The organism is Gordonia hirsuta DSM 44140 = NBRC 16056, from assembly GCF_000333015.1.
Lineage (GTDB): Bacteria > Actinomycetota > Actinomycetes > Mycobacteriales > Mycobacteriaceae > Gordonia > Gordonia hirsuta.
Window position 1 is genome coordinate 88012 of record NZ_BANT01000014.1, and the last position, 25297, is coordinate 113308.

Genomic DNA, 25297 nt, shown 5'->3' on the forward strand with positions numbered 1-25297 from the left:
CGTGACCGCCGACTTCGTCGTCGTCGCCAACCGCCTGCCGGTCAATAAGCAGACCGCCGCCGACGGCACCGTCACGTGGACGCGGGCGCCCGGCGGTCTGGTGACCGCCCTGGCCCCGGTCTTCGACAGCCAGCCCGGCGCGTGGGTCGGCTGGACCGGCAGCACCGACGCGGACGATCGCCCGCACGTGGACGGAATCGACATCCACGCGGTACCGCTGAGCGCCGCCGAAGTCGAGGACTACTACGAAGGGTTCTCCAACTCGACGCTGTGGCCGCTGTACCACGACGTCCTGGTCAAACCCGAGTACCGGGCCGACTGGTGGGACGTCTACGTCGAGGTGAACCGCCGCTTCGCCGCTGCCGCCGCGGCCGCCGCCTCGCCCGGCGCAACCGTGTGGGTGCAGGATTACCAGCTGCAGTTGGTGCCGGCGATGCTTCGACAGGACCGGCCGGATCTGAAGATCGGCTTCTTCCTGCACATCCCGTTCCCGCCGTACGAGCTGTTCAGCCAGTTGCCGTGGCGCCGGGAGATCCTCGAAGGGCTGCTGGGTGCGGATCTGATCGGTTTCCATCTGCCCGGCGGCGCACAGAACTTCCTGACGCTGGCGCGCCGGATCCTGGGTGCCGACGCCTCCACCGGCCCGGTGGGTGTGCGCACCGACTTCGGCACCGTCGCACTGTCGGACCGCACCGTGCGGGTCGGCTCGTTCCCCATCTCGATCGACTCGGCGTCGGTGGCCGCCCAATCGTCCACCGACGCCGTGGCCCAGCGTGCCGCGGCGATCCGCGAGGAGCTGGGCGATCCGAAGACACTGCTGCTGGGCGTCGACCGGCTCGACTACACCAAGGGCATCGACGTGCGGGTGCAGGCTCTGCAGCGACTGTTCGCCGACGGCCGCCTCGATCCGGCCGACACCGTCTTCGTGCAGCTGGCCAGTCCCAGCCGCGAGAACGTCGAGAGCTATGCCCGGCTGCGGGATCTGGTCGAGCGCACCGTCGCCCATATCAACGGCACCTACGGCACCGCGGCGGCGCCGCCCATCCGCTATCTGCTGCAGCCGGTCCCCCGCGATGAGCTGCTGGCCTACTTCGTCGCCGCCGATGCGACCCTGGTGACACCGCTGCGCGACGGGATGAACCTGGTCACCAAGGAGTACATCGCCTGTCGCGACGACCTGGGCGGAGCCCTGGTGCTCAGCGAATTCACCGGTGCCGCCATGGAGCTGAGCGACGCGTACCTGATGAATCCGTACGATCCGGTGTCCACCGATGCGGCCATCGTCGCCGCGGTGACCGACGACGACGCCGAGCGCCGCCGCAGAATGACGCTGCTGCGCGATCAGGTGATGAACAACGACGTCGACCAGTGGGCCCGCAGTTTCCTGCAGACCCTGAAGTCCTGACGGCCCGTCGATCGGGCACACCGGAGCAGGCAGCGCCGGCGCCGTAGAGGAGGAGAGCAACGCGGTGAGCACCGACCACATCGATCCCGAGCTGCGGCAGGCACTCGACCAATTCTGCGCCCTCGACCGGGTCCTGGTGGCCTCGGACTACGACGGGTGCATCGCACCGATCCAGCCCACTCCCGACCAGGCGTTCCCGAATCCGGACTCGCTGGCGGCCCTGAGCCGCTGTGCCGAGCGGCCTGGAACCCTGGCCGCCCTGGTCTCCGGGCGGGCCCGCGACAATCTGGCCGCGATGTCCGGTGCCGGTGATCCGCTGGTCCTTGTCGGCAGCCACGGCGCCGAGTTCGACACCGGATTCGATCAGCCGCTGACTGCCGAACAGGCCGCGCTGCTCGAGCAGATCATCGCCGAGTTCCGCTCGATCGCCGCCCAGTTCCCGGGCACCGACGTCGAGGTCAAACCGGCCAGCACCACCCTGCATGTGCGCAATGCGGCGCCCGAGGATGCCGAGGCGGCGCTGGAACTGGCGCACGCCGGGCCGGCCGGCCGGCCGGGTGTGCACATCACCGCCGGTAAGGCCGTGATCGAGCTGGCGGTGATCGAGACCAGCAAGGGCCTGGCCCTGGACCGTCTGCGGGAGTCCTTCGGCGCCCAGGCGGTGCTGTATCTGGGTGATGACGTCACCGACGAGAAGGCCTTCGCCCATCTGCGCCGGACCGACGACGGCGGCACCGACGTGGGCATCAAGGTGGGCGACGGGCACACCGCCGCACAGTTCCGGGTGCCCGGTACCGACGATGTGACCACCGTGCTGGCCTATGTCGCCGCGCAGCGCCGCTGACGCGCAGATCCCGGTGCGTCCGCGGCGTCAGTGCCCGCTGCCGACCACGGCCAGCGGATCGCCGTAGACCTCGGCCAGCGCTACTGCGATCGGGGCGGTCTCGGGAACGTGCACGCCGAAGCGGGTCGGCACGATCTCCAGCGGCCAGCCGGTGGTGGTCGCCGCGTCGAAAGCGGCCTGCACCGGTTCCAGGCCGCGTGGATGGGCCGCGAAGGCATCCCCGGCCACGATCACCGAGTCGGGGTTGATCACATCGCGCATCACCGCCACCGATTCCCCCAGGACCCGCGCCCGGGCATCGTCGAGGGCGGTGGCGTCGTCGCTGCAGCCCAGTCGCGCCGCGGCGGCCTTGCGGGCCGCGGTCCCGATCACCGATTGCAGCGGAGCGACCGGAGCGGTGTCCAGCGGCCCCGGCGCCACCGGCAGCGCCGCGATCGACCCGGCGCCGCGGGTGGGCTGGTGCACCTCGTCTTCGATGATCATCGCCATCCCGACGGTCTCGCGGGCGTAGAAGAACAGTGCGGCACCGTGCGGGACCACCTCACCGCCGAGCAGCAGTTCGGCTGCGGCCATGGCCTGGACGTGTTCGGCGACCGAGACCGGAACTCCGAGGGTCTCGTGCAGCCGCAGCCCCAGCCGCTGGGATCGCCAGCCCAGGATCGGATGATCCACCGTCCCGGTCGTCGCATCGACCGATCCGCCCAGTGCGGCCCCGGCCCACAGCAGCTGCCGCCCGGAGAACCGGGCGGCCAGTTCGGCCAGCTGGGTACAGAGCCGCTGCACGGCGACCTCCGCGGCCACTCCGGACAGTTCCTGTGTCCGGATGGCGTGGCTGTACAGAGTCCGGCCGCCGATATCGGCGATCACCAGAGCCGTCCGGCGCGCACCGATGTGGATGCCGGCCACGCAGAAGCGGTCGCGGTCGAGGCTGAGGGGAACCTTGGGGCGGCCGACGCCCCGGCCATCGAGCAGATCCGGGCGCTCGTCCAGCAGCCCTGCAGCGGTCAGCGCGGTAATCTGCCGGTTGACCGTGGCCGCCGACAACCCCGTCCGCTGCGCCACCTGATCCCGGACCGACGGACCGCCGACCCGGAGTGCATTGAGCACCAGACTGGCTGGCCCCGTCCCCACGCGCAGCTTCGCCGCAACCACCCCGGTGCCGGTCATGACCTCGAACTTAGCAGCCGCCGCATCGGCCTAGACTGCTTCTATGACGTCTTCTTCCGCCTCCACCCGCAAGACCGCCGTCGTCACCGGTGCCAGTTCCGGTATCGGTGCCGCCGCCGCCCGCGCCCTGGCCCGGGACGGTTACGAGGTGGTGATCGGGGCCCGGCGGGTCGACCGCCTGACCGAGCTGGCCGAGCAGATCGGCGGCCGCGCGATGTATCTGGACGTCACCGACGCCGCGTCGGTCGAGCGTTTCGCCGCCACCCTTGAACGTGTCGACGTGCTGGTGAACAATGCCGGCGGAGCCAAGGGGCTGGCGACGGTCAGTGAGGCCAACCTGGACGACTGGCGCTGGATGTGGGAGACCAACGTCGTGGGCACCCTGCGCATCACCAAGGCTCTCCTGCCGGCGCTGATCGCCTCCGGTGACGGTCTGATCGTGACGATCACCTCGATCGCGGCCCTGGAGGTCTACGACAACGGCGCCGGCTACACCTCGGCCAAACACGCGCAGGGCGTTCTGCATCGGACACTGCGCGGGGAACTGCTGGGTAGTCCGGTGCGGCTGACCGAGATCTGCCCCGGCATGGTCGAGACCGAGTTCTCTCTGGTCCGGTTCGACGGGGACACCGACCGCGCCGATCAGGTCTATCAGGGACTGACCCCGCTGACCGCCGACGACGTCGCCGAGGTGATCGCGTTCGCCGCCTCCCGGCCACCGCACGTGAACCTCGACCAGATCGTCCTCAAACCGCGCGATCAAGCCGACGCCCGCCGCAACGTCCGCACCGGATAGCCCGGGACCGGGCCGCACAGGCGGGGCTGCGCCGATCAGATCGGACGGAAGCCCGCTCCGGCGCGGCCGTACTGGTGCAGGACCGCCAGGATGTCGGAGATCTTGGTGGCCACCATCGGGCTGAAGATCGGGAACCCGGCGATCGGGCACTGCAGCGCGACCCCGCCGATCCGCTGACCACCGTTGAGCATGCCGACCAGGCGGCTGCCGTGCAGCACCGGTCCGCCGGAGTCACCGGCGGCGGCGCAGACATAGCTGGTGGTGCGGACACTGCCCTCCTGCAGCATCGGACCGCAGGTGAAGCCGGTGGTGGCCCCCATCTTGCAGACATTGGTACCGAACGACGGCACCCGGCCCACCGAGCTGATCCGTGCCTGGCCGACCGAGCGGACCGGCCGCACCTTGGCCGCATCGAGGGCGACCACGGCGAAGTCTCCGCCCTTGCTCAGCAGCGTCACCCGCCCGATGATTCCGGCGGCGCGTTTACCGCGCACGCTGACGTTGTAGTTGCCGCCCTGGGCGCAGTGCGCCGCAGTCAGCCCGACCAGCCCGCCGCTGCGGTCCCGGCCGACGGCGGTCATGGTGCACTGGTATTTGCCGCCCAGGACGATGGCGGTGCCACCGCCGACGTTCACCTTCGGTGCCGCCTGCGCAGAGCCGGTGGCCAGACCCAGCGACATCACGGCCAGCACGGCGATCAGCAGAACCAGCACGGTCCGGCGCAGCACGGTCATCAAACAGCTCCCTGGAAAGTTTCGGTGCGACAGCGTCCCGAGCCTACCGGCCGGTAGCCCTGTCCGCGGACCCCGGGTTCGACGAGCCGGTGCAGAGTGAAGAACGATCGGTCGACGCCGTTGACTGAAACGGATCGATGCAATGAGGCTTCATCCCAACCGAAGGAACGAACATCTCCGGGCCGCCCAGCCGGCCGCCGCGGCCCGCACAACACAGTGTTCACGCAGCTCAGAAGCCCATTTTCAGGGATCTGTCAACCGTTGCATGCACACTCATCACGACTGTCCACAACCCTGCCGAAAAGGCCTTAACGGCTCCGGGCATCCCGCTTACAGTCACTCGCATGACTCGGGGGATCATCGACACTGTCAGCGATGCCGACCTGTTAAGGGCCGGCGCCAGGGGCGACGGGGACGCCTTTGCCACGTTGTTCCAAAGGCACCAGCGGTATCTGTGGGCGATCGCCCTGCGCACCACCGGAGACACCGACGACGCCGCCGATGCACTCCAGGAGGCCTACGTGTCCATCATCCGCACTGCAGCGGGATTCCGGGCCGACTCGTCGGTGCAGTGCTGGATGCACCGGATCGTGGTGAACTCCGGTCTCGACCGGATCCGCCGGCGTCGCTACCACGACACCAGTCCGCTACCGCTCTGGGATGACGAGGCCCCCGATCGCGGTGCGAAAGATTTCACCGAGGCGATCGACCTGCGGTTGTCGATCGGACGGGCACTCGATGTCCTCCCGGCCGGTCAACGCGAGGCGATCGTCGCCGTCGACATCGAGGGCCGCACCATCGACGAGACCGCCTCGCTGCTCGGTGTGGCCGTGGGCACCGTCAAGAGCCGCTGCGCCCGCGGCCGGCTGAAGCTGGCCCTGGTTCTGGGCCACCTGAAGACCGACGACTGCTGAACCGCCGCACCGCTATTCGGGAAAACCGGACAGCACCTCGGCTGTCCCGGACAGCCCCAGCCGGCTGGCTCCGGCCGCGATCAGGTCGGCCGCGAAGGCGCTATCGCGGATACCGCCGCTGGCTTTGACACCCGCGCCGGTCCCGACCGCCTCCCGCATGATCCGCACCGCCTCCACGCTGGCCCCGCCGGCGGGATGAAAACCGGTCGAGGTCTTGACGAAGTCGGCGCCGCCGGCCACGGCCCGGCGGCATACCTCGGCCAGCCCGTCGGGACCGATCGTGTCCAGCAGCACGGCCGACTCGACGATCACCTTCAGCACTGCGTCCCCGGCGCCCTCACGAACGGTGATGATCTCGGCGAAGATCTCGTCGTACCGACCGTCGACGGCGGCACCGATGTCGATCACCATATCGATCTCGTCGGCACCGGAGTCGACGGCCAGGCGCGCTTCGGCCGCCTTGACCAGCGAATGGTGTTTCCCCGACGGAAAGCCGACCACGACGCAGGTCTTCTGCGCACCGGTATCGATGGGCAGCATCGACGGTGACAGACACACCGAATAGGTGCCCAGGCGGGCCGCCTCGGCCGCGGTGGCGGCGGCATCCTCGCGGGTGGCTTCCGGCTTGAGCAGAGTGTGGTCGACGATGGCCGCGACGTCGGAGCGGCGCAGTACTGGTTCAGTCACATCTTCGAGCTTGGCACACTGGACCGGGTGAACGCCTTTGAGACCCGGCCCGAGATCCGCCAGCCCGCGGACGGGCGCACCTTCGTCCTGACCCTGGGCTGCCCGGACCGCACCGGCATCGTCGCCGCCCTCTCCGGATTCATCGCCGAGATCGGCGGCTGGATCACCGAGGCCGCGTATCACTCCGACTCCACCTCGGGCTGGTTCTTCACCCGCCAGGCCATCCGCGCCGACTCGGTGCCGATGCCGGTCGAGGAGATCCGGGAACGCTTCGCCGCCGTGGCCACCCGCCTCGGCCCGGAGACCGAATGGCAGCTGACCGATTCGGGCGAACCCAAGTCCGTGGTGCTGCTGGTGAGCAAGGACAGCCACTGCCTCACCGATCTGCTCTCCCGCGCCGAACGCGGCGAGCTGCCGGCCCGGATCGACGCGGTGATAGGCAACCACCTGGATCTGGAACTGCCGACGACGCGCTTCGGCGTGCCCTTCCACCACGTCCCGTTCCCGGCCGGCGATCCGGAAGGGAAGGCCGCCGCCTTCGCGCAGGTGCAGCAGCTGGTCGACGCTCACTCACCCGATGCGATCGTGCTGGCCCGATTCATGCAGATCCTCCCGGCCGACCTGTGCGAGGCGTGGGCCGGACGCGCCATCAACATCCATCACAGCTTCCTGCCGAGCTTCATCGGCGCGCGCCCGTACCACCAGGCGTTCGATCGCGGGGTCAAGCTGATCGGGGCCACCTGTCACTACGTCACCGCCGACCTGGATGCCGGACCCATCATCGAGCAGGACGTCGGCCGGATCAACCACGAGCAGACTCCCGCGGACATGGTCCGGCAGGGCCGGGACATCGAGACGCTGGTGCTCTCCCGCGGGGTGCGCTGGCACCTGGAGGACCGCGTTCTGGTGCATGGCCGCAAGACCGTGGTCTTCGCCTGACGCGGCCGTTACCGACTCAGGTGCACTTGTCGGCGCCGGTCACCAGGTTGCCGCCGCCGACACTGGCCGCCTGCAGGTTCACATCGTCGCCGGCGAATGAGAACTCGACGCCCTGATCGGTGACCTTCAGGTTCTTGACCTTGATCTGGGTGAACAGCGGCCCGAACATGCCCTCGGCGACCTGATCGACGATCTGCTGGGCGAAGTTGTTGGGCAATCCGATCCCGAACGTCTTGGCCTCTTCGACACGGAAGTCGACGTTGCCGTTGTCGGTGGTGACCGGTTTGAGGACGACCGTTGCGGGCACCGAGAGGAAGAGCATCCGGTACGACGAGTCGATCGTGATGGTTCCGGCGTCACCGTTGCCGGTGATCGACTGGATCTGCGCGGCCTCGGCGCCACCGGAGGCCGCATTGCCCTGGTCTGCCAACTCCTGCACCCGGCTGTACGGGATATAGGTGGTGCCCCGCAGGCTCTGCGCCGATCGGCCGTCCCGTGCCACTTCGTCGGCCCGGGCATGCAGACGCATCGCGCTGCCGGACGAGGCGTCGTTGGTATCGACCTGGACCCAGTCGACGTGACCGCTGAACCAGGCACCCAGCATCAGCCCGCGCGGTACCGAGACGGTGGTCGAGGTGCCCGTGAGATTGGTGAACGCCGACTCGAGACAACTGGTGACCCGGTGCCGCAGATACAGTTCGGTGCCCACCCCGGCGATCACGCCGAGGAGCACCACCGCGGTGGTGATCAGTGCGGCGGTGCGCCACATCTTCTTGCGCTGCGGACGGCTGCGCACCACCTGATCGGCCGGGTCCGGCACCGGCGGCTGGTCGTCGGCGATCACCGGCACCTGATCATCGATGCGGGTGAACCCGGTACCGGGCAGTCGTTTGGTCATCGGGCCGGTCACCGGATCGCCGGGCGGCGGCCCGGGCTGGGCCCGCAGTTCATCGGTGGTCGGCTCGGACCCGGCTGCCGGCAGCCGATCGGTCGGGCCCGATTCCGGTCCCACCGCCTCGTCGTCGGTGGCTGACACCGGATCGGCGGCAGAGACGGCGTCTTCTGCCGGCACCGAGTCGGCTGTGACGTCCGGAGTATCGATCCGGCCGGCAGCGGGTCCCGACGCGGAGGCAGACTCCGGGGCGGGGGTCGCATCGGCGGCAGACTCGGGAGTCGCGGTCACCTCGTTCTGCGCTGCGGCGGCCGCGGACTCGGGAGCGTCGCCGGTATCCTCGTTCTTCTCGCTCATCTGGCCCCTTTAGTGGTTCGTGCCGGATCGGGGGATGTCGCGCTGGTTCTCCAGCACGGCCGACGCCGCTCGCGCCTTCCCGACCACCGACAGGTCGATCTCGTGGACCCCCAGGTGGCGTCCCGAACCGTAATCGGCGACCACGCTACCGAACGGATCTGAGATTCGACTGTGGCCGACACCGGTCGGCGCCGCCGTCGACTGCACTTCCTCCTCGTCGGGGAGAGCCTGTCCCACCGCCGCCACGAAGGTCGCACTGTCGAGTGCGCGGGCACTGGCCAGCAGTTGCCACTGCGCCACCTTGCCGGGCCCGGCACCCCAGGCGGCCGGCACCGCGATGAGTTCGGCTCCCCGCCGGGCCAGCTCGGTGAACAGGGCCGGAAATCGGATGTCGTAGCAGGTGGCTACCCCCACGCGGTGCCCGGCGATCTCCACCACCACCGGCTCGTCTCCAGCGGCCACCGTTCGCGACTCCTGGAAGCCGAAGGCGTCGTACAGATGGATCTTGTCGTAGGAGGCCGGCTGCCGACCGGGGACCGCGATCACCAGGGTGTTGCGCACGCGGCCGTCGCCGGACGGGGTGAACATCCCGGCGATCACCGCGACTCCGGTCTCCTGTGCCACAGCGTCGACACCGCGCGCCCACGGCCCGTCGAGGGGCTGCGCGATCGGACCCAGCGGCACCCCGAAACGACTCATCATCGCCTCACCGAAAACGATCAATTCCGCACCCTCGGCGGCCGCCTCCCGGGTCAGTGCTGCGATCAGTTCCAGATTCGCCGCCGGGTCGGTTCCGGAGTTGCATTGCGCCAGTGCGATTCGCATCGTCGTCTCCCCTCCTGTCGGGCCAGGTCGGCCGAGCTGTCCGCCGACGCTACTTCCAGTAAACCGTGGTCCCGTCGGTGCCGCCGCTGGTGCGGACGAGCTTGGCGAAGCAGTGCTCCGGGTCGAAACCGTTACTGCGGCACCAGGCGTTGGCCGCCTCCGGGCCGGCGAAGTCTCCCGCCATCACCGTGATCCACCAACCGTTGCTGGTGAACACCGGCCAGTCGGTGCTCCACAGCAGCCGCGCTTGGGGGAATCGGGACCGGAGCTGCTCGTGTTCGGCCAGAATGTCCGACTCCGACCACACCCGGTTCTCGGCGAACAGGCCCGGCTGTTTGGCGCTGAGCTGTGCGGTCCAGGTGTTGTTCAGCCCGCCCGACAGTTCACCGTGGTCCTGCTGGGCCTGGTTGCGCAACTGATCCACCGGTGACACGGCGACCTGCGAGGCGGCCGGGTCGTCCCCGTCGGGAGTGACGTAGTGGGTCTGCGTCGCCGGTCCGGCGGTGTCGTTCCCGGTCGTGTCGTCATCGCCGAGCAGCACCCAGGCGATGCCGCCGGCGACCGCCAGCAGCAGCACGATCACCACGCCGAGGGCGATCGGCACCGCATTCGACTGGCGCCCCGGCTGCCCGGTCACCGGATACTGGGCGGGCGGGTACTGGGCGGGAGGGTAGGGGGCCGACGGATACTGGGCAGGCGAATACGGGGCCGATGGATACTGGGCAGGCGAATACGGCGCCGGCGGATAGTCGGCCGGCGGATACTCGGCGGGCGGGTACTGGGCCTGCTGGGTGGAGTCGTGCAGGTAGTGGTCCTGCGGCGAGGGGCCCACGTGCCCGACGGCAGTCTGGCTGTAGGCCGCGGCAACCTGCGTCTGAGCTGCCTGCTCGTCGGTGTAGCCGTCGACGGGAGGGATGTCCGGCGTCGTGTAGGCCCGGGTCGCCGGTTCGTCTGCATGCTGGGCGCGCGTCGGGTCCTGCGGTGCACCGCCCTCGGCCGCGCCGCCGCCCGCGCCCCGATCATCACTTTCCGTCATGGCGTCATCGTAATCGGCGGGACCGACGTCATCTGTTCGGGCGAACCGCCGACCAGGGCACGGTCAACACATTGTCGATACCGGAACGACGGCTGGTGCGCACCGGCACCCCCTCGGCACGTAACAGCGTCAGCGCCTGCCGCCAGCGCATCCGCGGACCGTACGGGGCGTGTCCGGCGGCCCGGTCCCAGCAGCGGTCTGCAGCCGCCAGCAGCCGGTGAATCGGCTCGCCGGGCACGTTGCGGTGGATCAGCGCCTTGGGCAGCCGGGGCGCCAGGTCCGAGGGCCGCTCACTGTGCGCCGGCGCCCAGGCTAGGGTCAGTTCACAGGGGCCGTGGGTATCCAGCAGGATCCAGCAGGCGCGGCGGCCGATCTCATCGCAGGTGCCCTCCACCAGGTAGCCGCCGGGTGCAAGGCCCGCACACATCTGCGCCCAGGCATCGGCGACCTCATCCTCGTCGTACTGGCGCAGCACATTGAAGGCGCGCACCAGGTGGGGCCGCAGCCCGGCCAGCTCGAAACCGCCGAGCGCAAAGCGCACCCCGTCGCGCGGAGCGGCGATCCGCTCCGGATCCACCTCCAGCCCCACCAACTCGATGTCCGGGACCACCTGCCGCAGCCGCGCCGCCAGCTCCAGCGCGGTGTACGGACGCGCACCGTATCCCAGGTCGACCGCCAGCGGTCGTTCGGCGGCGGCGAGTACCGCGCGAATACGAGGATCGGCGCAGATCCAGCGATCCACCCGCCGGAGCCTGTTCAGGTTCGTGGTGCCGCGGGTGATCCGGCCGGACACCTGCGACGACCGGGCCCGGTCGGCATCGCTCACCGCAGGTTCTTATCCACCCACGACTTCGAGTATTCGGCCTCGGCGCGGAACAGATCGACCAGGTTGAGCAGCATCAACTGCTCGAGTTTGGCGTTGATGAACGGGATGTAGACCTTCACCTCGGTGGTTTTACGCATCGTGCATCCGCTCTCGGTGCGCACGAGCACCTGGCGACCGGTCAGCGAACCGGGACCGGCCGGGACGGACGCCGAATAGTCGCCGCGGGTCTGTTCGGGATCCCAGGCGCCCAGCGTCTCGGTCCGGGTGATCATCATGTCCTTGGCCAGCACCGTCTGCGCCAGCGGGGGCAACATGTTGCGGGGAATCGCCTGGGTCAGGACCACACGCATACCCTCGGGGCCGGAGCTGAACTCGGCCAGTTCGGAGACCGGGGTCAGCATCCGGAAACCGTCGGCCAGCTCCTGCCAGTAGCAGCGTTCGGTCTGGGCCCGATACAGCAGCTCCGGGGCGAAGTCGTAGCGGGCCGAATAACTGAGCCGTCGAGCCATCAGTGGTTCCGTACCATCGCGCCGCTCAGGCGCGCTGGGCGATCTCGATCGTCGCGTCCCGTTCGGCGTCGAGCAGATGGATCAGCTGGTCCAGGATGGCCCGCTCGATCTTGCCGCCGACAAAGGGGATCGTGACCTCACAGTTGCCGTCGTAGGTGGCGGTCGCCGGCTCGCCGCCGATCATGACGTCGCCGTGGATCTTGGCCGGGGCGCCCTCGACCGACGCCGCCATCTGGCCGATGATCTGGTCGCCGGCCAGCACGAAGTCGATGGTGCGCGGAATCTTCACTCCACCCGGATGCACCGCGGTGACCACCGACGGGAGCTCCTCGGGGGCGACGCCCTGGGTGGTGGTGACGGTGACCTTGTTGCCGTCGTGGGTGAACGAATCGACCGCCCCGAGTTCGGCGTTGGTCCGTTCGATCAGGTCGCGCCAGTACTGTTCGCTGGTGAAGAGCTGCCAGACGGCCGCCACCCCGAACGGGTAGCTCACCGAATACTCGAAGTTACTCGCCATGCGCCTCAGGTTACCGTTAGCGGTGTGAGCAGACCGCATCCGGAATCGTCCGTCGATTCGCTCGCCCCGCGCCTGGCCGACTTCACCACGCTGCGCCTGGGCGGGCCCCCGCGCGCCTTGCGCCGCGCGACCAGCACCAGCGACCTGATCGCCGCCGTCACCGACTGCGATGCCGCCGGGGAGCCGGTGCTGCTGATCGCCGGCGGCTCCAATCTGGTGATCGGCGACGACGGCTTCGCCGGTACCGCGATCCGGATCGAGACCACCGGCCTCGACTTCGGCATCGACCACCGCGACGGCGCACCCGCCCCGTTCGTGACCGCCGAGGCCGGTGCCGACTGGGACGGGCTGGTGGCCACGACGGTGCAGCGCGGCTACGGCGGCCTGGAGTGCCTGTCGGGGATCCCCGGGGCGGCCGGAACGACGCCGGTCCAGAACGTCGGCGCCTACGGGGTGGAGGTGGCCGAGGTGCTGCGCAGCGTCCAGCTGCTGGACCGGCACACCGGGGAGATCTCCTGGGTGGCCCCGCAGCAGCTGGGCCTGGCCTATCGGACCAGCAGACTCAAGGGGCGCAGCGACGAGGTGGTGCTGGCGGTCTCGTTCTGGCTCAACGACGACGCCGTCTCGGCCCCGATCCGCTACCGGGAACTGGCCGGCGCCCTCGGCGTCGGCGAGGGCGAGCGCGCCGATGCGGCCCGGGTGCGCGCGCAGGTGCTGAGCCTGCGCGCCGGCAAGGGCATGGTGCTCGACGACGCCGACCACGACACCTGGAGCGCCGGCAGCTTTTTCACCAACCCGATCATCGCCGAGGCCGATCTGCCCGCGGTACTGGCGCGGATCGCCTCACGGCTGGGCGCCGAGGTGAAGGTCCCTCACTTCCCGTCCGAAGCCGGGATCAAGCTGTCGGCGGGCTGGCTGATCGAGCGGGCCGGCTTCACCCGCGGATTCCCCGGCGACGATGCACCGGTCCGGCTGTCGACCAAGCACACGCTGGCGTTGACCAACCGCGGCGCGGCGACCACCGCCGACCTGATCGCGCTGGCCACCACGGTGCGCGACGGGGTGGCCGCCGCCTTCGGGGTCGTCCTGCATCCGGAGCCGGTGTTCGTCGGCTGCACGCTCGGCTGACCGCCGGAGTCTCAGGTCCGCCGCGCACACCGGTCCTCCGGCCGGCCCGGCGGCCTTGAGGGTTCAGGCGGCCTTGAGGACGTCGTCGAGCAGCACGTTGTACGGTTCGGACCGTTCGATGGGCACCATGTGCCCGGCGCCGCCGTAGGTGACGTAGTCGCGCAGCACGCCGTTGTGGTCGAGCACCTGCGCCATGTAGTCGGCATGCAGCGGTGGCGTCAGCAGGTCATCACTGCCCACCACGACCGACGTCGGCACGCTCAGGGCATGCAGGCCTGCGGCCACGTCGAGTCTGTACATCGCCGCGCCCCAGGCGGCGCGTGACCGGGGCGAGCCCCGGGAGATGAGCTCATCGGTGAACTCCACGTGCGCGGCGCGGGCGTGCCGCCCCAGCGCCATGTAGTGGGTCAGCCGGCTGGTCAGCTCGTTACTGGGCAGCGGCACCGGTGCGGCGACGAAGGCCCGGGCCACCAGGGGCTTGACCATCTCGGTGTAGCGGGGCAGCGTCGGCGGGGTCAGCAGCTGCTGCTGCACCACATCGCGGGCGGTGGTGGAGGTCAGCACCACCGCCGCCACCCGGTCGGCCATATTCGCGCCGAACTGCGCCGCCCACGACATGATCGCCATGCCGCCCATGCTGTGCCCGACCAGGACCGCACGCTTCCCGGCCGGCAGGGTGCTGGTCAGGACCGCTTCCAGGTCCTGCCCGAGCATGGCCACACTGACCTTTTTCTCGCCCATCTCCGAGAGCCCGTGGCCGCGGTGGTCGTAGGCGATCACCGGCCAGTGCTGGGCCAGCTGGTTGACCTGCGGGTTCCAGAAACGGGTGCTGCAGGTCCAGCCGTGCACCAGGACCAGCACGGTGTCGCTGGGGTGTTCGTCCAGGTCCAGCGAGGTCTCCACATGCAGCAACGTGCCGTCGCCGGTGGGAGCCACCGTCGATCGCATCAGCTGCGGCGGGTCAATCAAGAGCGGATCGGGGCCGTCGTCCACGGCCGCGGGTGTCCGGCCGGCCGCCCGTACGATACTCCCGGTCACCAATGCCAGGTTGCCGGCCAGCAGACCGGCGGCACCGGCACCGACGTATCCGGCGCGCCGCCAGTTCTTGCCGTCAGCCATCACGTTCGCCCGCTTCGTAGAAGGTGGTCGCCTCCCCGATGGCGCGGGAGATCGCGTCGTCGAGCGCTTCGGCGAAGGCGGTCTCGACGATGTCGTGGGCCATCGGGCGAACAGCCTGGATCAGCTCGGCCAGCTCGGAGACCTTCTTCTCACTCAGATCCGGCAGATTCTCGTCGAAGTACTTATCGGTGACCATCGAAACGAAGCTGTCGGCCACATCGGCCAGGTCTGCTTTGACCTGCACCCAGCGCTCGAGCAGCCGGTCGATGTCGATGCCGTTTCTGACCAGGAGCTCTGCGCCCTCGAGTAGATCCGGATTGCGTACCGCAAAGGCGCCGCCCTCCTTGACCAGCAGACCGAGCTTCTGGCTGAGCCCGATCGCGCGATCGCTGGCGTTGAGGGTCTTGCGCAGTTCGGTGACGGTGATCGTGGCGGCCCGCTTCAGGCTGCGCAGACGACCACCGCGCGGACGGTCCCGCAGCACGTGCTCCACCTTGAGGCCGCGGCTGGCGGCGATCAGCAGTTCGCTGATGGTGGCGAAGGTGTAGCCGCGGTCGAGCAACCGGGAGATCAGGTTCAGCCGAACCAGGTGCTCCTGCGAGTACCAGCCGGTGCGGCCACGCACCTCCGGCGGCGGCAGCAGACCGCGGTCCTGGTAGACGCGGATGTTGCGCACACTGACGCCGGAGACCTCGGCGAGTTCGGTGATGCGGTATTCGTTCTTCACGCCGCGTTCCGGAACCAGGACCGGCCCTGGATGTCGTCCACTCGCGGACGGACCTCGGCCAGGTAGACACTGATCCCGACCACCGCCGCCAGGAACAGCAGTCCGGAGAACGAGGTCAGCACCGCCCCGGAGGCGACCACCGGCAGTGAGAGCAGTCGCAGCACCCCGAGCAGTCCGGCGACCAGGGTGCTCACCGCGAGGATCCCGATCCAGAAACCCTTGCTCCTGGCGTCGACCGCGGGAAAGGCGTCGGGGCGCGTGGCGATCGCATGCACCAGCCCGGCGAGCCCACCGAGCAAGGCCAGCACGGTGATGACAAGCATCAGGCAGAAGATGATCAGATTGACGATCAGGCCCACAGACACGTCCCCCACCTTAATGCCCCGGCACCGCGCACCGCCGAGGCGGTGTCAATCGCCGGCGCCGCCGACGGCGAGTTCGGCCGAGGCGGCGTTCTCGTTGCGGAACGAATCGTAGATCTCCAGCAGCATCTGCTTCTGCCGCTCGTTGATGGTGTTGTCGACCAGCAGCGCATCGCGCACCGGGCTGGCGGGCCGCTCTTCGAGGATCCCGGCCCGCACGTACAGCACCTCGGCCGAGACCCGCAGCCCCTTGGCGATCTGAGCGAGCACATCGGCCGACGGCTTCCGCAGCCCGCGTTCGATCTGCGACAGGTACGGATTGCTCACTCCGGCCCGCTCGGCGAGCTGGCGCAGCGACACCTTGGCCGCCATGCGCTGGGTGCGGATGAAACCACCGATGTCCTGTGCCGCGGTGGCCATCGCATCGACCGCACCGTCGACGGCATGCAGTCCCGTCACCTCGGATGCTGGATCGTTCTCCGCGGGGATCGTGCTCTCGTCTTTGCTGCTCACCGATTCCGTCCTCTCCGCATCGAGTATCCCGAACCAGTGCTAACAAGTGCAAGCGCACCGGTGGCGGTGAGACCAATGGAACAGGTGCGCCTCACCCGAACAGCAGCACCGACACCGAATAGATCGCCAGACCGGCCAGCGAACCGACCACGGTGCCGTTGATGCGGATGAACTGCAGATCCCGGCCGACCTGCAGCTCGATCTTGCGGCTGGTCTCCTCCGCATCCCAGCCGCGGACCGTATCGGTGATGACCGAGATGATCTCGGCGGAGTAGTTCTCGGCGACGTGCCGCGACGCCCGCGCCACCCAGCCGTTCATCTTGTCCAGCAGCGGCTGATCCTCGTTGATCCGGACGCCCAGGCGGATCACCGCATCGGCGATGGACACCCGCAGCGTCGAGTTGGGATCGTCGATCATCTGCTCGATCACCGCTTTACCGGCCTGCCAGGCGGTCGACGCGGCCCCGGTCACCTCATCGCGCCCCAGCAGCTCGGTCTTGATCTCCTCGAACTTGGTGATCATGTTCTGGTCGTGCTGCATGTCGTCGGAGAACTGCCGCACGAAGTCGTGCATCGCCACCCGGACATCGTGTCCGGGATCGGCCCGCACCTTCGCCGTGAATTCGGTCAATTCCCGGTAGATCTTGTCGCCGAGCAGATTGTTGACGAACTTCGGCTTCCAGGACGGGCCGACATCCTGATCGACAATGCGGTCGATCAGTCCCTGGCTACTCAGCGCCCAGTCGTTCGCCCGGTCGCACAGCAGCTGGATCACCGGTTCGAGCCGGTCTTCGTCGACCAGTTGCTCGAGCACCCGTCCGATCGGCGGCGCCCACAGCGGCTCGGCCGCCCATTTGAGGAAGGCCTGGATGAACTGTTCGACGTCTTCGTCGCGCAGCATCTCCGAGACCAGTCCGATCGCCCGGGACACCTCGTCGTTCACCCGTTCGGCGTTGTCGGCGTCGGCCAGCCAGCCCGAGACCCGGCCCGGAAGGTTCAGCGACAGCGCCCGGTCCTCGATCACCTCCGGGGTCATGAAATTCTCTTCGATGAAGCCGCCGAGCTGGTCACCGATCTCGTCCTTCTTGCGCGGGATCAGCGCGGTATGCGGAATCGGCAGTCCCAGCGGACGGCGGAAGAGGGCGGTCACCGCGAACCAGTCGGCGAGGGCACCGACCATGCCCGCTTCCGAGGCGGCACGGACGTACCCGACCCATGCCGCCACATCCTGCCCGTCTCGATGCTCGAGCCACCGGGTGAACAGGTACACCGCGCCCGCGAAGAACAGCAGCGACAGCGCCAGCAGCTTCATCTTGCGCAGATTGCGGGCCCGCTGTTCATCGGGTTCGGCAAGACCTGCCGGGGCTGCCTGGGCGGCCGGTCTCGGGGGTGAGGTGGTCGACATGCAGACAAGTGTCACCCATGAACTATTACTGTTGCCACTGATGGCTACTGCACAAGGACCGGCCGGCGCCGCGCGCGCTGCGGTCAATGCCGCCGCGATCCTCACGCGCGAACTGGAACAGCGACTACTGGCTCCGGCCGTCGAGGCCGTCGCATCCGACGGCCGCAAACAGCGGTGGGCCCGGCACAAGGAGGAGCGTCGTGCCGAGTTGATCGTCGGCACCATCGATGCGGTTCGCGAACTGGGTCCGGACTGCGGAATGGATGAGATCGCCCGCAGTCTGGGCGTGTCCAAGACCGTCTTGTATCGCTACTTCGCCGATAAGAACGATCTGGCCGCCGCCGTCACCGAATCGTTCATCCAGGTGACGCTGCTGCCCCGACTCACCGAGACGCTGACCGAGGAACTCGACGACTACGAGCTGGTCCGCGCGGTGATCTCGGTGTACGTGCACACCGTCGACGCCGAACCGAACGTGTACCGCTACTGCCTGCACAGCGAGAACGGCCGTCATTCGGTCGCGGCCGCCGCGGCGGCGCATCGGATCTTCACCGAGAGCATCGAGTCGACACTGCGCAGCCGTCTGGCCGCCCGGGACGCCGAGACCGCCGGCTCACGCACCTGGGCGCTGGCGATCGTCGGCAGCGTGGAGCAGTCCGTCGACCGCTGGCTCACCGAACAGTGGGTCACGGCGGATCGGCTGATCGACGAACTGGCGATGCTGGTCTGGGGCGGGGTGGTGGCAGTGGTCAACGCCCGCGGCTCCACCGACGTCTTCACCGCCGCCCCGCCGACGATTCCGCCGATCCCCCCGGACCGGGCCGTCGCGAACCCGTAGCACCACCCGAGAGAGGAGGCAGTCCGCTGTCCCCCACGAAGCCGGACCTGTGGCGGATCCCGCCACAGGAGACCCTGCGAGCCTCCCGGGCCGGACCGATCGCCGAGTTCCCCGCCGATGCGACCCCCGGATTCGACGGTGACCGCAAGAACGGCACACGACTGCTCGCCGACTACGGCACCCGGCTGGCCCAGTTGCAGGAAAAGCTGTTCGCCGAGGGACGCGCCGGGGGCGAGCGGAGTTTCCTGTTGGTGCTTCAGGGGATGGACACCGCGGGTAAGGGCGGTATCGCCCGGCATGTCGGCGGAACGATGGACCCTCAGGGGCTGACGGTCCGGGGTTTCGGTAAGCCGACCGACGAGGAACTGGCCAACGATTTCCTGTGGCGCATCCGCAAAGCCCTGCCCCCGAGCGGACAGATCGGGATATTCGACCGGTCCCATTACGAGGACGTCCTGCCCGTGCGCGTGCACAACCTGGTCCCCGAGGCCCAGTGGCGGAGCCGCTACGCGGCGATCAACGCCTTCGAGCGGGAGTTGACCGCCTCGGGCACCACCGTCATCAAATGCGCTTTGGTGGTGTCCAAGGCCGAGCAGAAGCGCCGGATCGCCAGGCGACTCGATCGACCGGACAAACACTGGAAGTACGACCCCGGGGACATCGCCGAGCGCGCCCATTGGGACCGCTATCTGGCGGCCTACCAGGACATCTTCGATCTCACCGACACCGATGCGGCACCCTGGTACCTGATCCCGGCCGACCGTAAGTGGTTCTCGCGGCTGGCGGTGGCCCGGCTACTGGTCGACGGACTCACCGCGATGGACCTGCGCTGGCCGGCGGCCGATTTCGACATCGCCACCGAACGCCGGCGGATCGCCGCACTCGAGGGCTGAACCGGAAACGACTCCGGCCCGTACCCGACGGGTGTCGGGTACGGGCCGGAACAGTCGTTCGCCTCGGCGGCGAAGAAGCCGCCGCTGTTCGGCTTACTTCTTCGGCGCGGCCTTGGTCGCAGCCGGCTTGGCAGCAGCGGTCTTACGAGCCGGAGCGGCCTTGCGGGCCGGAGCCTTCTTGGCTGCGGGCTTCGCGGGGGCCTCGGCAGCGGCGATCCGCTTAGCCGGGGAGCTCTTGGCGGTGCGGGCCTTGGCCTCGACGGTGCCGGCGGCGCCGTCGATCTTGGCAGCCGCAGCCTTGGCGTCGGCCTTGACCTTGTTACCGGCCTCTTCGATCTCCACCGCGGCATCCTCGACCTTGTCGGCAGCCAGGCCGGCCAGGGCGGCGGCACGCTCACCGACGGCGCGGGTCTGGTGCGAGACGGCGCCGATGGCTTCCTCGGTGCGGTCGACGGCCTCGTTGTAGGCCTTGCCCACGCGCTCCAGGTTCTCCTGGACGACCGGCTGGGTGCGCAGACGCTCCACAGCGCCCTCGCCGCGCTCGGCGAGGTTGTTGTACAGGTCGGTGGCGGTGTCCACGTAGGGCTGGGCGACCTTGAGCAGCTCGTCCTTGTTCAGGCGGGCCTTCAGCTCGTCGACGGTCAGCTTGGCGCGGATCTCGTCCACGTCGACCTCCGACGGCAGCTCGGCGAGCCGGGTGCGGGTCTCGACCAGACGGGTCTGGGCATCCTCGGCGCGGTTCTTCAGGCGGTCGTAGACCTCCTTGGCCTCGGCGACGACGACGTCACCGGCGCCGACCACGGCGTACACGGGGGTGGGGAGGTTACGTTCGGCGGTGCTCATGGGGACTCCATTCATTCGATCCGCACGCTGCTACGCATTCACGCGAGCCCCGGATCCGTTCATTGACAACTCAAGTATGCACGCCAGCGCTAACAAATGCTAGCGTCCTGCTAGCACTTGTGGTTCATTTCACCCGATCATATGCGACCGAGCGCTTGCTAAACCGGGCGACCCGCGCCGATCCCCGCAGCCCGGATGACCACCCGGAAAAGCGAAATCCCGGGGTGGGTGCGGATGTTCTCCGCGCCCACCCCGGGATCGCCGTCTGCGCTTACCTCAGCCGAGGAGCGGCAGTTCCTAGTGGAACTGGCCCTCTTCGGTCGAGCCCTTCAGGGCTGCGGTCGAGGTGTTCGGGTCGACCGTGGTGGCGATCTGGTCGAAGTAGCCGGCGCCGACCTCACGCTGGTGCTTGATGGCGGTGAAGCCGCGCTCCTCGGCGGCCTTGAACTCGCGCTCCTGCAGGTCGACGAAGGCGGTCATGCCCTCGCGAGCGTAGCCGTGAGCCAGGTCGAACATGCCGTAGTTCAGCGAGTGGAAGCCGGCCAGGGTGATGAACTGGAACTTGAAGCCCATGGCGCCCAGTTCCTTCTGGAACTTGGCGATCGTGGCGTCGTCCAGGTGCGCCTTCCAGTTGAAGGACGGGCTGCAGTTGTAGGCCAGCAGCTGGTCCGGGAAGTCGGCCTTGACAGCCTCGGCGAACTTCTTGGCGACCTCGAGATCCGGCACACCGGTCTCCATCCAGATCAGGTCGGCGTACGGCGCGTAGGCCTTGGCGCGGGCGATCGACGGCTCGATGCCGTTCTTCACGCCGAAGAAGCCCTCGCTGGTGCGGGTGCCGTCCAGGAACTCGACGTCGCGCTCGTCCACGTCCGAGGTGATCAGCGTGGCGGCCTCGGCGTCGGTGCGGGCGATGACAACGGTCGGCACGCCGGCGACGTCAGCGGCCAGGCGAGCCGAGGTCAGGGTACGGATGTGCTGCTGGGTCGGGATCAGCACCTTGCCACCGAGGTGGCCGCACTTCTTCTCCGACGCGAGCTGGTCCTCCCAGTGCGAACCGGCGACACCGGCAGCGATCATGGCCTTCTGCAGCTCGTAGACGTTCAGGGCGCCACCGAAGCCGGCCTCACCGTCGGCGACGATCGGCACGAGCCAGTTGGGGACCGAGTCGTCACCCTCGACGCGGGAGATCTCGTCGGCGCGCAGCAGCGCGTTGTTGATGCGGCGAACGACCTGCGGGACCGAGTTGGCCGGGTAGAGCGACTGGTCCGGGTAGGTGTGGCCCGAGAGGTTCGCGTCACCGGCGACCTGCCAGCCGGACAGGTAGATGGCCTTGAGGCCCGCGCGGACCTGCTGCACCGCCTGGTTACCGGTCAGGGCACCCAGGGAGTTGATGTAGCTGTCGTCCTTCTTGCTGACACCGTCCCAGAGGATCTCGGCGCCGCGGCGAGCAAGGGTGTGCTCCTCGACGACGTTGCCCTGCAGCTCGGCAACCTGCTCGGCGGTGTAATCGCGGGTGATGCCGTTCCAGCGCGGATTGGTGTCCCAATCCTTCTGGATCTCCGCGGCGGTACGGGGCTGGCCAACGTTGGTCATAAGCCTTCGCTTTCTACTCCACTGCCATCTCCGGCAGCGCTTTGGGGATATCCGGGGTCATCGGACCGACAGGACCAGACGACATCCCGAGGCAAAGCCTGTGACCACTGTGCCACAGGACAAACCTGCAGGTCCAGACAACGCGGATTGAGACAGTCCGCCCTGGCAACGGGCGGCTGGATGTTCCCCGCCGCAGCCGCGGAGGCCGTGTGAAGACGCTGCCGGCCAAAAAGTACGCGCGTACTGGGAAAACCTTTGACCGGCGGGTAACTTAACGCTCCGCCCCCGTGGCCCGGATGCTCGATTCGCCGGTCTCGCGTACGAATCGAACGTGGGTGATCTCACAGATCGAGATGCCTCACCGGGCCGCGCGAGCCACGGCTTCGTCGACGAGTTTCCGATACTCGTCCTCATTCATCGGCGCCTCGATACGGTCGGGAACCGCCGGTTTGACGGTGCCGTCGTTGGTTCCGACATTGAGCATCACGGTGACGAGTTCCCCGTTGGGCCGGCGCACGAGCACGGTGGCCAACAGCGCACTGCGCACCCGGAACTGCGCCTCTTGGCCGGCCAGGGTGGTGACGCTGTCACTGCGCAGCACCAGAGCCTGCTCCACCGCCTCACCGGTCGGCGCGGGCAGTTCCGTGGAAGTGGTCACGATGCGGGCCCCGGCCAATGTGCCCTGGGCCGGGACTGCGGTGACCACCCGGCACGGACCGGTCGTCGCTCGGCGGTCGGCGTCGATATCCCGGCGCACGGTGGTCACCACCTCCGACAGGGTCGCGGTATCCGATTCAGCGACCAGTACGGCCGTGTTGTCCGGGTCCAGACGCGGATTGAACTCGGCATCGGCGGTGGGGGTGCACTGGGCCGGCTCGAAGTCCACGGTCTCGGCCTGCTTCAGCGTCTGCTGGTTGGCGCTCACCAGGTCCTCGACGGTGGCTCCGAGCACCTGGTAGCTGATCGGCAGGCTCGCCGAGGCCAGAACCAGCCCGGTCAGCGGCGCCGGGGCCTCTTCCACTCCGCATCCCGACAGCAGAGCCAGCCCGACCGAGCCGGCCAGAAGAACGAGCAGCGAGCGGCGCACAGCAGTCACAGACACCTGGTCACCGTACCGATCGGGCCGGGCGAGGCGGCCACGAACCACCTGGGTACACGCTAACGTCGCACCATGAGTACCGCACGCGTCGCACCGGGGCACCTCCGCGAGCTGGGCCCGATCAACTGGGCCGTCGTCCGCGCCATGTCACTGGCCACCGGCACCGACAATGCCCACATCTTCGCCACCCTGGGCCGCAGCAAGGGATTGTTCCGCGGCTGGCTGCACTTCTCCAGTCGCATGATGCCCTTCGGTGAACTGTCCCGTCGCGAGACCGAGATGATCATCATCCGGGTCGCACACCTGCGGGACTGCGACTACGAACTGGACCATCATCGCCGTCTGGGCGCCAAGGCCGGAATCGACGCGGCGACCTTCGAGCGCATCCTCGCCGGCCCCGACGCCGGCTGGGGAGACCGCGAAGCCACCCTGTTGCGGGCCACCGACCAGTTGGTCAACGAGCGTGATATCACCGACGACACCTGGCAGGCCCTGCGCCGGCATCTCAGCGAGCGCAAGGCGATCGCGTTCGTCCTCCTGGTCGGCCAATACGACATGCTCGCCACCACGATCTCGACCTTGCGTGTCGAGCGCGACACCTTCTAGGACGCCGCCGCCATGGCCTCGATCGCCGAACAGCTGATGCACAACCGACACTTCTCGCAGGTCTACCAACACCTGTGGCGCCCGGTGTTCACCCGGGGCTTCAGTCTCGGCGCCTCGGAAACCGTCGACTACGACCGTGCTCTGCGCGCCTATCTGCGTCGTCCCGGCGCCCGGCGAATACTCGACGTGGCCTGCGGTCCGGGCAACTACGCCGCCGACGCCGCCGCCGGCCTGACCGGCGACGGCTGCTATGTGGGCCTGGACTTCTCGCAGGCGATGCTCGCCCAGGCCGATCGCAGCAACCGCGTCGAACGCGCTACCTTCGTCCGGGGCGATGCCCACCACCTGCCGTTCCGGTCGGGATCGTTCGACACCGTCACCTGTCTGGCCGCGCTCTACCTGATCCCCGACCCGCTGTCGGCGATCGACGAGATGGTGCGCGTCCTGGCTCCCGGCGGGGAACTGATCCTCTTCACCTCGGTGCGCGCGAGCATCGCGGCCCTGCCCGGAGCCGCCGGGCTGGCCGGCCTGGCCGGCCTGCGGCTGTTCGGCCGCACCGAACTGACCCGCCATCTGCAGGCGCACGATCTGATCGAGGTGGAGCAGACCATTACCGGCGTCGGTCAGTACGTGCACGCCCGCAGGGCCCGGCCGCGCTGAGAGACTCCAGCTGCACTGGGCACGTCCCGCCCGCATCCACCGCCGCGAAAATCCGGCCGCACCCCGGCCGCGCAATCCCCGCTGCGGTATCGACCGCCACCGGCCCGTCACGACGATTCGGGTCCATGGGCCCTGCCGGCAACAATTTAGGTAAGGGTAGGCTATTTTAGGGACCGGGTTTGAACGGAACTCGATCCGCCCGATCCGCCCACCGAATGGAGTCGCCATGTCCGAACCCGCCACCGCCGACCTACCTCTGGCCGCCCGCAAAGACCAGGACCTGCCCGGCCACTGGCTGCTGGCCCGGATGGGCAAGCGCGTCCTGCGACCCGGTGGCCTGGAGCTGACCAACCAGATGCTCGCCGACGCCGCACTGCCCGGCGCCGATGTCGTCGAACTGGCACCGGGCCTGGGCAAGACCGCCGCCGACATCCTGGCCACCGGCCCGAAGAGCTACGTGGGCGTGGAAGCCGATCCCGATGCGGTCACGCTGACCCAGAAGGTCGTCGGCAGCCGCGGACGTCTGGTCGAGGCCGATGCGGCCGCCACCGGACTGGCGGCCGACAGCGGTGATGTGGTGGTCGGCGAGGCGATGCTGACCATGCAGTCCGAACGCGGTAAGGACGCCATCATCAGCGAAGCCTTCCGCGTGCTGCGCCCCGGTGGCCGCTACGCGATCCACGAGTTGGCCCTGGAGCCCGACAGCCTGAGCGACGAGCAGAAGACCGAGATCCGGCAGGCCCTGGCGCGCTCCATCAAGGTGAACGCCCGCCCACTGACCGAGGCCGAGTGGCGCGAACGACTCACCGCCAACGGCTTCGAGATCGAGAAGGTCGGCTTCGCCCGCATGGCACTGCTGGAGCCGCGCCGGGTGATCGCCGACGAGGGGGCGCTGCGCGCCCTGAAGATCGTCGGCAACGTCCTGCGCAACGGCGACGCCCGGCGGCGTATCCTGGGGATGCGCAGCGTTTTCCGCAAGTACCGCAATGAGCTCGCTGCGATCGAGATCATCGCCCGAAAGCCGGTGGACAATGAGTGACGACGACACCCCGACCTGGAACTA

At 68.6% G+C, this 25297-nt stretch carries 28 protein-coding genes; 11 read left to right on the forward strand and 17 right to left on the reverse strand.

All coding sequences use genetic code 11. The features are described 5' to 3' along the window. The first annotated feature begins 1 nt into the window (after window position 1). Window positions 2–1405, forward strand: coding sequence for an alpha,alpha-trehalose-phosphate synthase (UDP-forming) (locus tag GOHSU_RS05500; protein WP_005938086.1), 1404 nt, complete (start codon window positions 2–4; stop codon window positions 1403–1405). A gap of 64 nt (window positions 1406–1469) precedes the next feature. Next, window positions 1470–2249 (forward strand): trehalose-phosphatase, encoded by a 780-nt coding sequence (otsB, locus tag GOHSU_RS05505; protein WP_005938089.1) that lies wholly within the window; start codon window positions 1470–1472, stop codon window positions 2247–2249. Between the two features lie 27 nt (window positions 2250–2276). On the opposite strand, the gene GOHSU_RS05510 is transcribed toward otsB, so the two are convergent. Further along, window positions 2277–3416 (reverse strand): ROK family transcriptional regulator, encoded by a 1140-nt coding sequence (locus tag GOHSU_RS05510; protein ID WP_005938092.1) that lies wholly within the window; start codon window positions 3414–3416, stop codon window positions 2277–2279. A gap of 43 nt (window positions 3417–3459) precedes the next feature. Here GOHSU_RS05510 and GOHSU_RS05515 point away from each other — a divergent pair, with 43 nt between their 5' ends. Next, on the forward strand, window positions 3460–4212 hold the full coding sequence (locus tag GOHSU_RS05515) for an SDR family NAD(P)-dependent oxidoreductase (RefSeq protein ID WP_005938095.1): 753 nt from the start codon (window positions 3460–3462) through the stop codon (window positions 4210–4212). 35 nt (window positions 4213–4247) lie between these two features. Here GOHSU_RS05515 and GOHSU_RS05520 read toward each other — a convergent pair whose 3' ends face one another. After that, window positions 4248–4946: a S1 family peptidase gene (locus GOHSU_RS05520; RefSeq protein ID WP_005938098.1), complete on the reverse strand. Its 699-nt coding sequence runs from the start codon at window positions 4944–4946 to the stop codon at window positions 4248–4250. A 344-nt stretch (window positions 4947–5290) separates the two neighbouring features. Between GOHSU_RS05520 and sigM the strand changes: the two genes are divergently transcribed. Continuing rightward, complete coding sequence (sigM, locus tag GOHSU_RS05525; protein WP_005938101.1) at window positions 5291–5860, forward strand: RNA polymerase sigma factor SigM; 570 nt, start codon at window positions 5291–5293, stop codon at window positions 5858–5860. A 12-nt stretch (window positions 5861–5872) separates the two neighbouring features. Here sigM and deoC read toward each other — a convergent pair whose 3' ends face one another. After that, a complete protein-coding gene (deoC, locus tag GOHSU_RS05530) occupies window positions 5873–6547 on the reverse strand; it encodes a deoxyribose-phosphate aldolase (protein WP_005938103.1) in 675 nt (224 codons plus the stop codon). A gap of 27 nt (window positions 6548–6574) precedes the next feature. Between deoC and purU the strand changes: the two genes are divergently transcribed. Continuing rightward, complete coding sequence (gene purU, locus GOHSU_RS05535) at window positions 6575–7486, forward strand: formyltetrahydrofolate deformylase (RefSeq protein WP_024332815.1); 912 nt, start codon at window positions 6575–6577, stop codon at window positions 7484–7486. Window positions 7487–7502: 16 nt separating this feature from the next. On the opposite strand, the gene GOHSU_RS16220 is transcribed toward purU, so the two are convergent. The 6 genes from GOHSU_RS16220 to GOHSU_RS17065 are packed head-to-tail and all read right to left on the reverse strand — an operon-like array spanning window position 7503 to window position 12448. Beyond that, window positions 7503–8735, reverse strand: coding sequence for an LmeA family phospholipid-binding protein (locus GOHSU_RS16220; RefSeq protein ID WP_005938109.1), 1233 nt, complete (start codon window positions 8733–8735; stop codon window positions 7503–7505). Window positions 8736–8744: 9 nt separating this feature from the next. Continuing rightward, window positions 8745–9560 (reverse strand): carbon-nitrogen hydrolase family protein, encoded by an 816-nt coding sequence (locus tag GOHSU_RS05545; RefSeq protein WP_005938112.1) that lies wholly within the window; start codon window positions 9558–9560, stop codon window positions 8745–8747. A 49-nt stretch (window positions 9561–9609) separates the two neighbouring features. Further along, window positions 9610–10596 carry a hypothetical protein gene (locus GOHSU_RS05550; RefSeq protein WP_005938115.1) on the reverse strand — a complete coding sequence of 329 codons (987 nt, stop codon included), beginning with the start codon at window positions 10594–10596 and terminating at the stop codon, window positions 9610–9612. A 28-nt stretch (window positions 10597–10624) separates the two neighbouring features. Then, window positions 10625–11422, reverse strand: a complete 798-nt coding sequence (locus tag GOHSU_RS05555) for a class I SAM-dependent methyltransferase (protein WP_005938118.1) — start codon at window positions 11420–11422, stop codon at window positions 10625–10627. Continuing rightward, a complete protein-coding gene (locus tag GOHSU_RS05560; RefSeq protein WP_005938121.1) occupies window positions 11419–11931 on the reverse strand; it encodes a DUF2505 domain-containing protein in 513 nt (170 codons plus the stop codon). The genes GOHSU_RS05555 and GOHSU_RS05560 overlap by 4 nt, the downstream gene beginning before the upstream one ends. Window positions 11932–11956: 25 nt before the next feature. Beyond that, a complete protein-coding gene (locus GOHSU_RS17065; RefSeq protein ID WP_005938124.1) occupies window positions 11957–12448 on the reverse strand; it encodes a DUF2505 domain-containing protein in 492 nt (163 codons plus the stop codon). A gap of 24 nt (window positions 12449–12472) precedes the next feature. On the opposite strand from GOHSU_RS17065, the gene GOHSU_RS05570 reads away from it, so the two are divergent. After that, the gene (locus tag GOHSU_RS05570) at window positions 12473–13576 is read left to right on the forward strand and encodes a UDP-N-acetylmuramate dehydrogenase (RefSeq protein WP_005938130.1); all 1104 of its coding nucleotides are present in this window, start codon (window positions 12473–12475) and stop codon (window positions 13574–13576) included. 63 nt (window positions 13577–13639) lie between these two features. Here the strand turns inward: GOHSU_RS05570 and GOHSU_RS05575 are convergent, their stop codons facing one another. The 5 genes from GOHSU_RS05575 to GOHSU_RS05595 form a co-directional block, all read right to left on the reverse strand. After that, window positions 13640–14695, reverse strand: a complete 1056-nt coding sequence (locus tag GOHSU_RS05575) for an alpha/beta fold hydrolase (protein WP_005938133.1) — start codon at window positions 14693–14695, stop codon at window positions 13640–13642. Further along, a complete protein-coding gene (locus tag GOHSU_RS05580) occupies window positions 14688–15422 on the reverse strand; it encodes a MerR family transcriptional regulator (protein WP_005938136.1) in 735 nt (244 codons plus the stop codon). Before GOHSU_RS05580 ends, GOHSU_RS05575 begins: the two co-directional genes overlap by 8 nt. Next, window positions 15419–15787, reverse strand: a complete 369-nt coding sequence (locus GOHSU_RS05585) for a DUF2516 family protein (RefSeq protein ID WP_245551682.1) — start codon at window positions 15785–15787, stop codon at window positions 15419–15421. Before GOHSU_RS05585 ends, GOHSU_RS05580 begins: the two co-directional genes overlap by 4 nt. Before the next feature lie 45 nt (window positions 15788–15832). Next, on the reverse strand, window positions 15833–16297 hold the full coding sequence (locus GOHSU_RS05590; RefSeq protein WP_005938142.1) for a helix-turn-helix domain-containing protein: 465 nt from the start codon (window positions 16295–16297) through the stop codon (window positions 15833–15835). A 91-nt stretch (window positions 16298–16388) separates the two neighbouring features. After that, window positions 16389–17702: a DUF445 domain-containing protein gene (locus tag GOHSU_RS05595; RefSeq protein ID WP_005938145.1), complete on the reverse strand. Its 1314-nt coding sequence runs from the start codon at window positions 17700–17702 to the stop codon at window positions 16389–16391. 40 nt (window positions 17703–17742) lie between these two features. Between GOHSU_RS05595 and GOHSU_RS05600 the strand changes: the two genes are divergently transcribed. After that, window positions 17743–18540: a TetR/AcrR family transcriptional regulator gene (locus GOHSU_RS05600; RefSeq protein ID WP_024332816.1), complete on the forward strand. Its 798-nt coding sequence runs from the start codon at window positions 17743–17745 to the stop codon at window positions 18538–18540. 26 nt (window positions 18541–18566) lie between these two features. Next, window positions 18567–19433 carry a PPK2 family polyphosphate kinase gene (locus tag GOHSU_RS05605; protein WP_428829740.1) on the forward strand — a complete coding sequence of 289 codons (867 nt, stop codon included), beginning with the start codon at window positions 18567–18569 and terminating at the stop codon, window positions 19431–19433. A 93-nt stretch (window positions 19434–19526) separates the two neighbouring features. Here the strand turns inward: GOHSU_RS05605 and GOHSU_RS05610 are convergent, their stop codons facing one another. From GOHSU_RS05610 to GOHSU_RS05620, 3 genes are all read right to left on the reverse strand, one after another. After that, a complete protein-coding gene (locus GOHSU_RS05610; RefSeq protein ID WP_005938153.1) occupies window positions 19527–20276 on the reverse strand; it encodes a hypothetical protein in 750 nt (249 codons plus the stop codon). A 297-nt stretch (window positions 20277–20573) separates the two neighbouring features. Then, the gene (aceA, locus tag GOHSU_RS05615; RefSeq protein ID WP_005938155.1) at window positions 20574–21869 is read right to left on the reverse strand and encodes an isocitrate lyase; all 1296 of its coding nucleotides are present in this window, start codon (window positions 21867–21869) and stop codon (window positions 20574–20576) included. 358 nt (window positions 21870–22227) lie between these two features. Next, window positions 22228–22971, reverse strand: coding sequence for a hypothetical protein (locus tag GOHSU_RS05620; RefSeq protein WP_155820977.1), 744 nt, complete (start codon window positions 22969–22971; stop codon window positions 22228–22230). 69 nt (window positions 22972–23040) lie between these two features. Between GOHSU_RS05620 and GOHSU_RS05625 the strand changes: the two genes are divergently transcribed. The 3 genes from GOHSU_RS05625 to GOHSU_RS05635 all read left to right on the forward strand — a co-directional run bounded on the left by GOHSU_RS05625 (window position 23041) and on the right by GOHSU_RS05635 (window position 25273). Beyond that, entirely contained in the window at window positions 23041–23574 is a 534-nt protein-coding gene (locus GOHSU_RS05625; protein WP_005938159.1) for a carboxymuconolactone decarboxylase family protein, read from the forward strand. A gap of 12 nt (window positions 23575–23586) precedes the next feature. After that, the gene (locus tag GOHSU_RS05630; protein WP_005938161.1) at window positions 23587–24234 is read left to right on the forward strand and encodes a class I SAM-dependent methyltransferase; all 648 of its coding nucleotides are present in this window, start codon (window positions 23587–23589) and stop codon (window positions 24232–24234) included. Between the two features lie 226 nt (window positions 24235–24460). Beyond that, on the forward strand, window positions 24461–25273 hold the full coding sequence (locus tag GOHSU_RS05635; protein ID WP_005938164.1) for a methyltransferase domain-containing protein: 813 nt from the start codon (window positions 24461–24463) through the stop codon (window positions 25271–25273). Window positions 25274–25297: the final 24 nt, after the last annotated feature.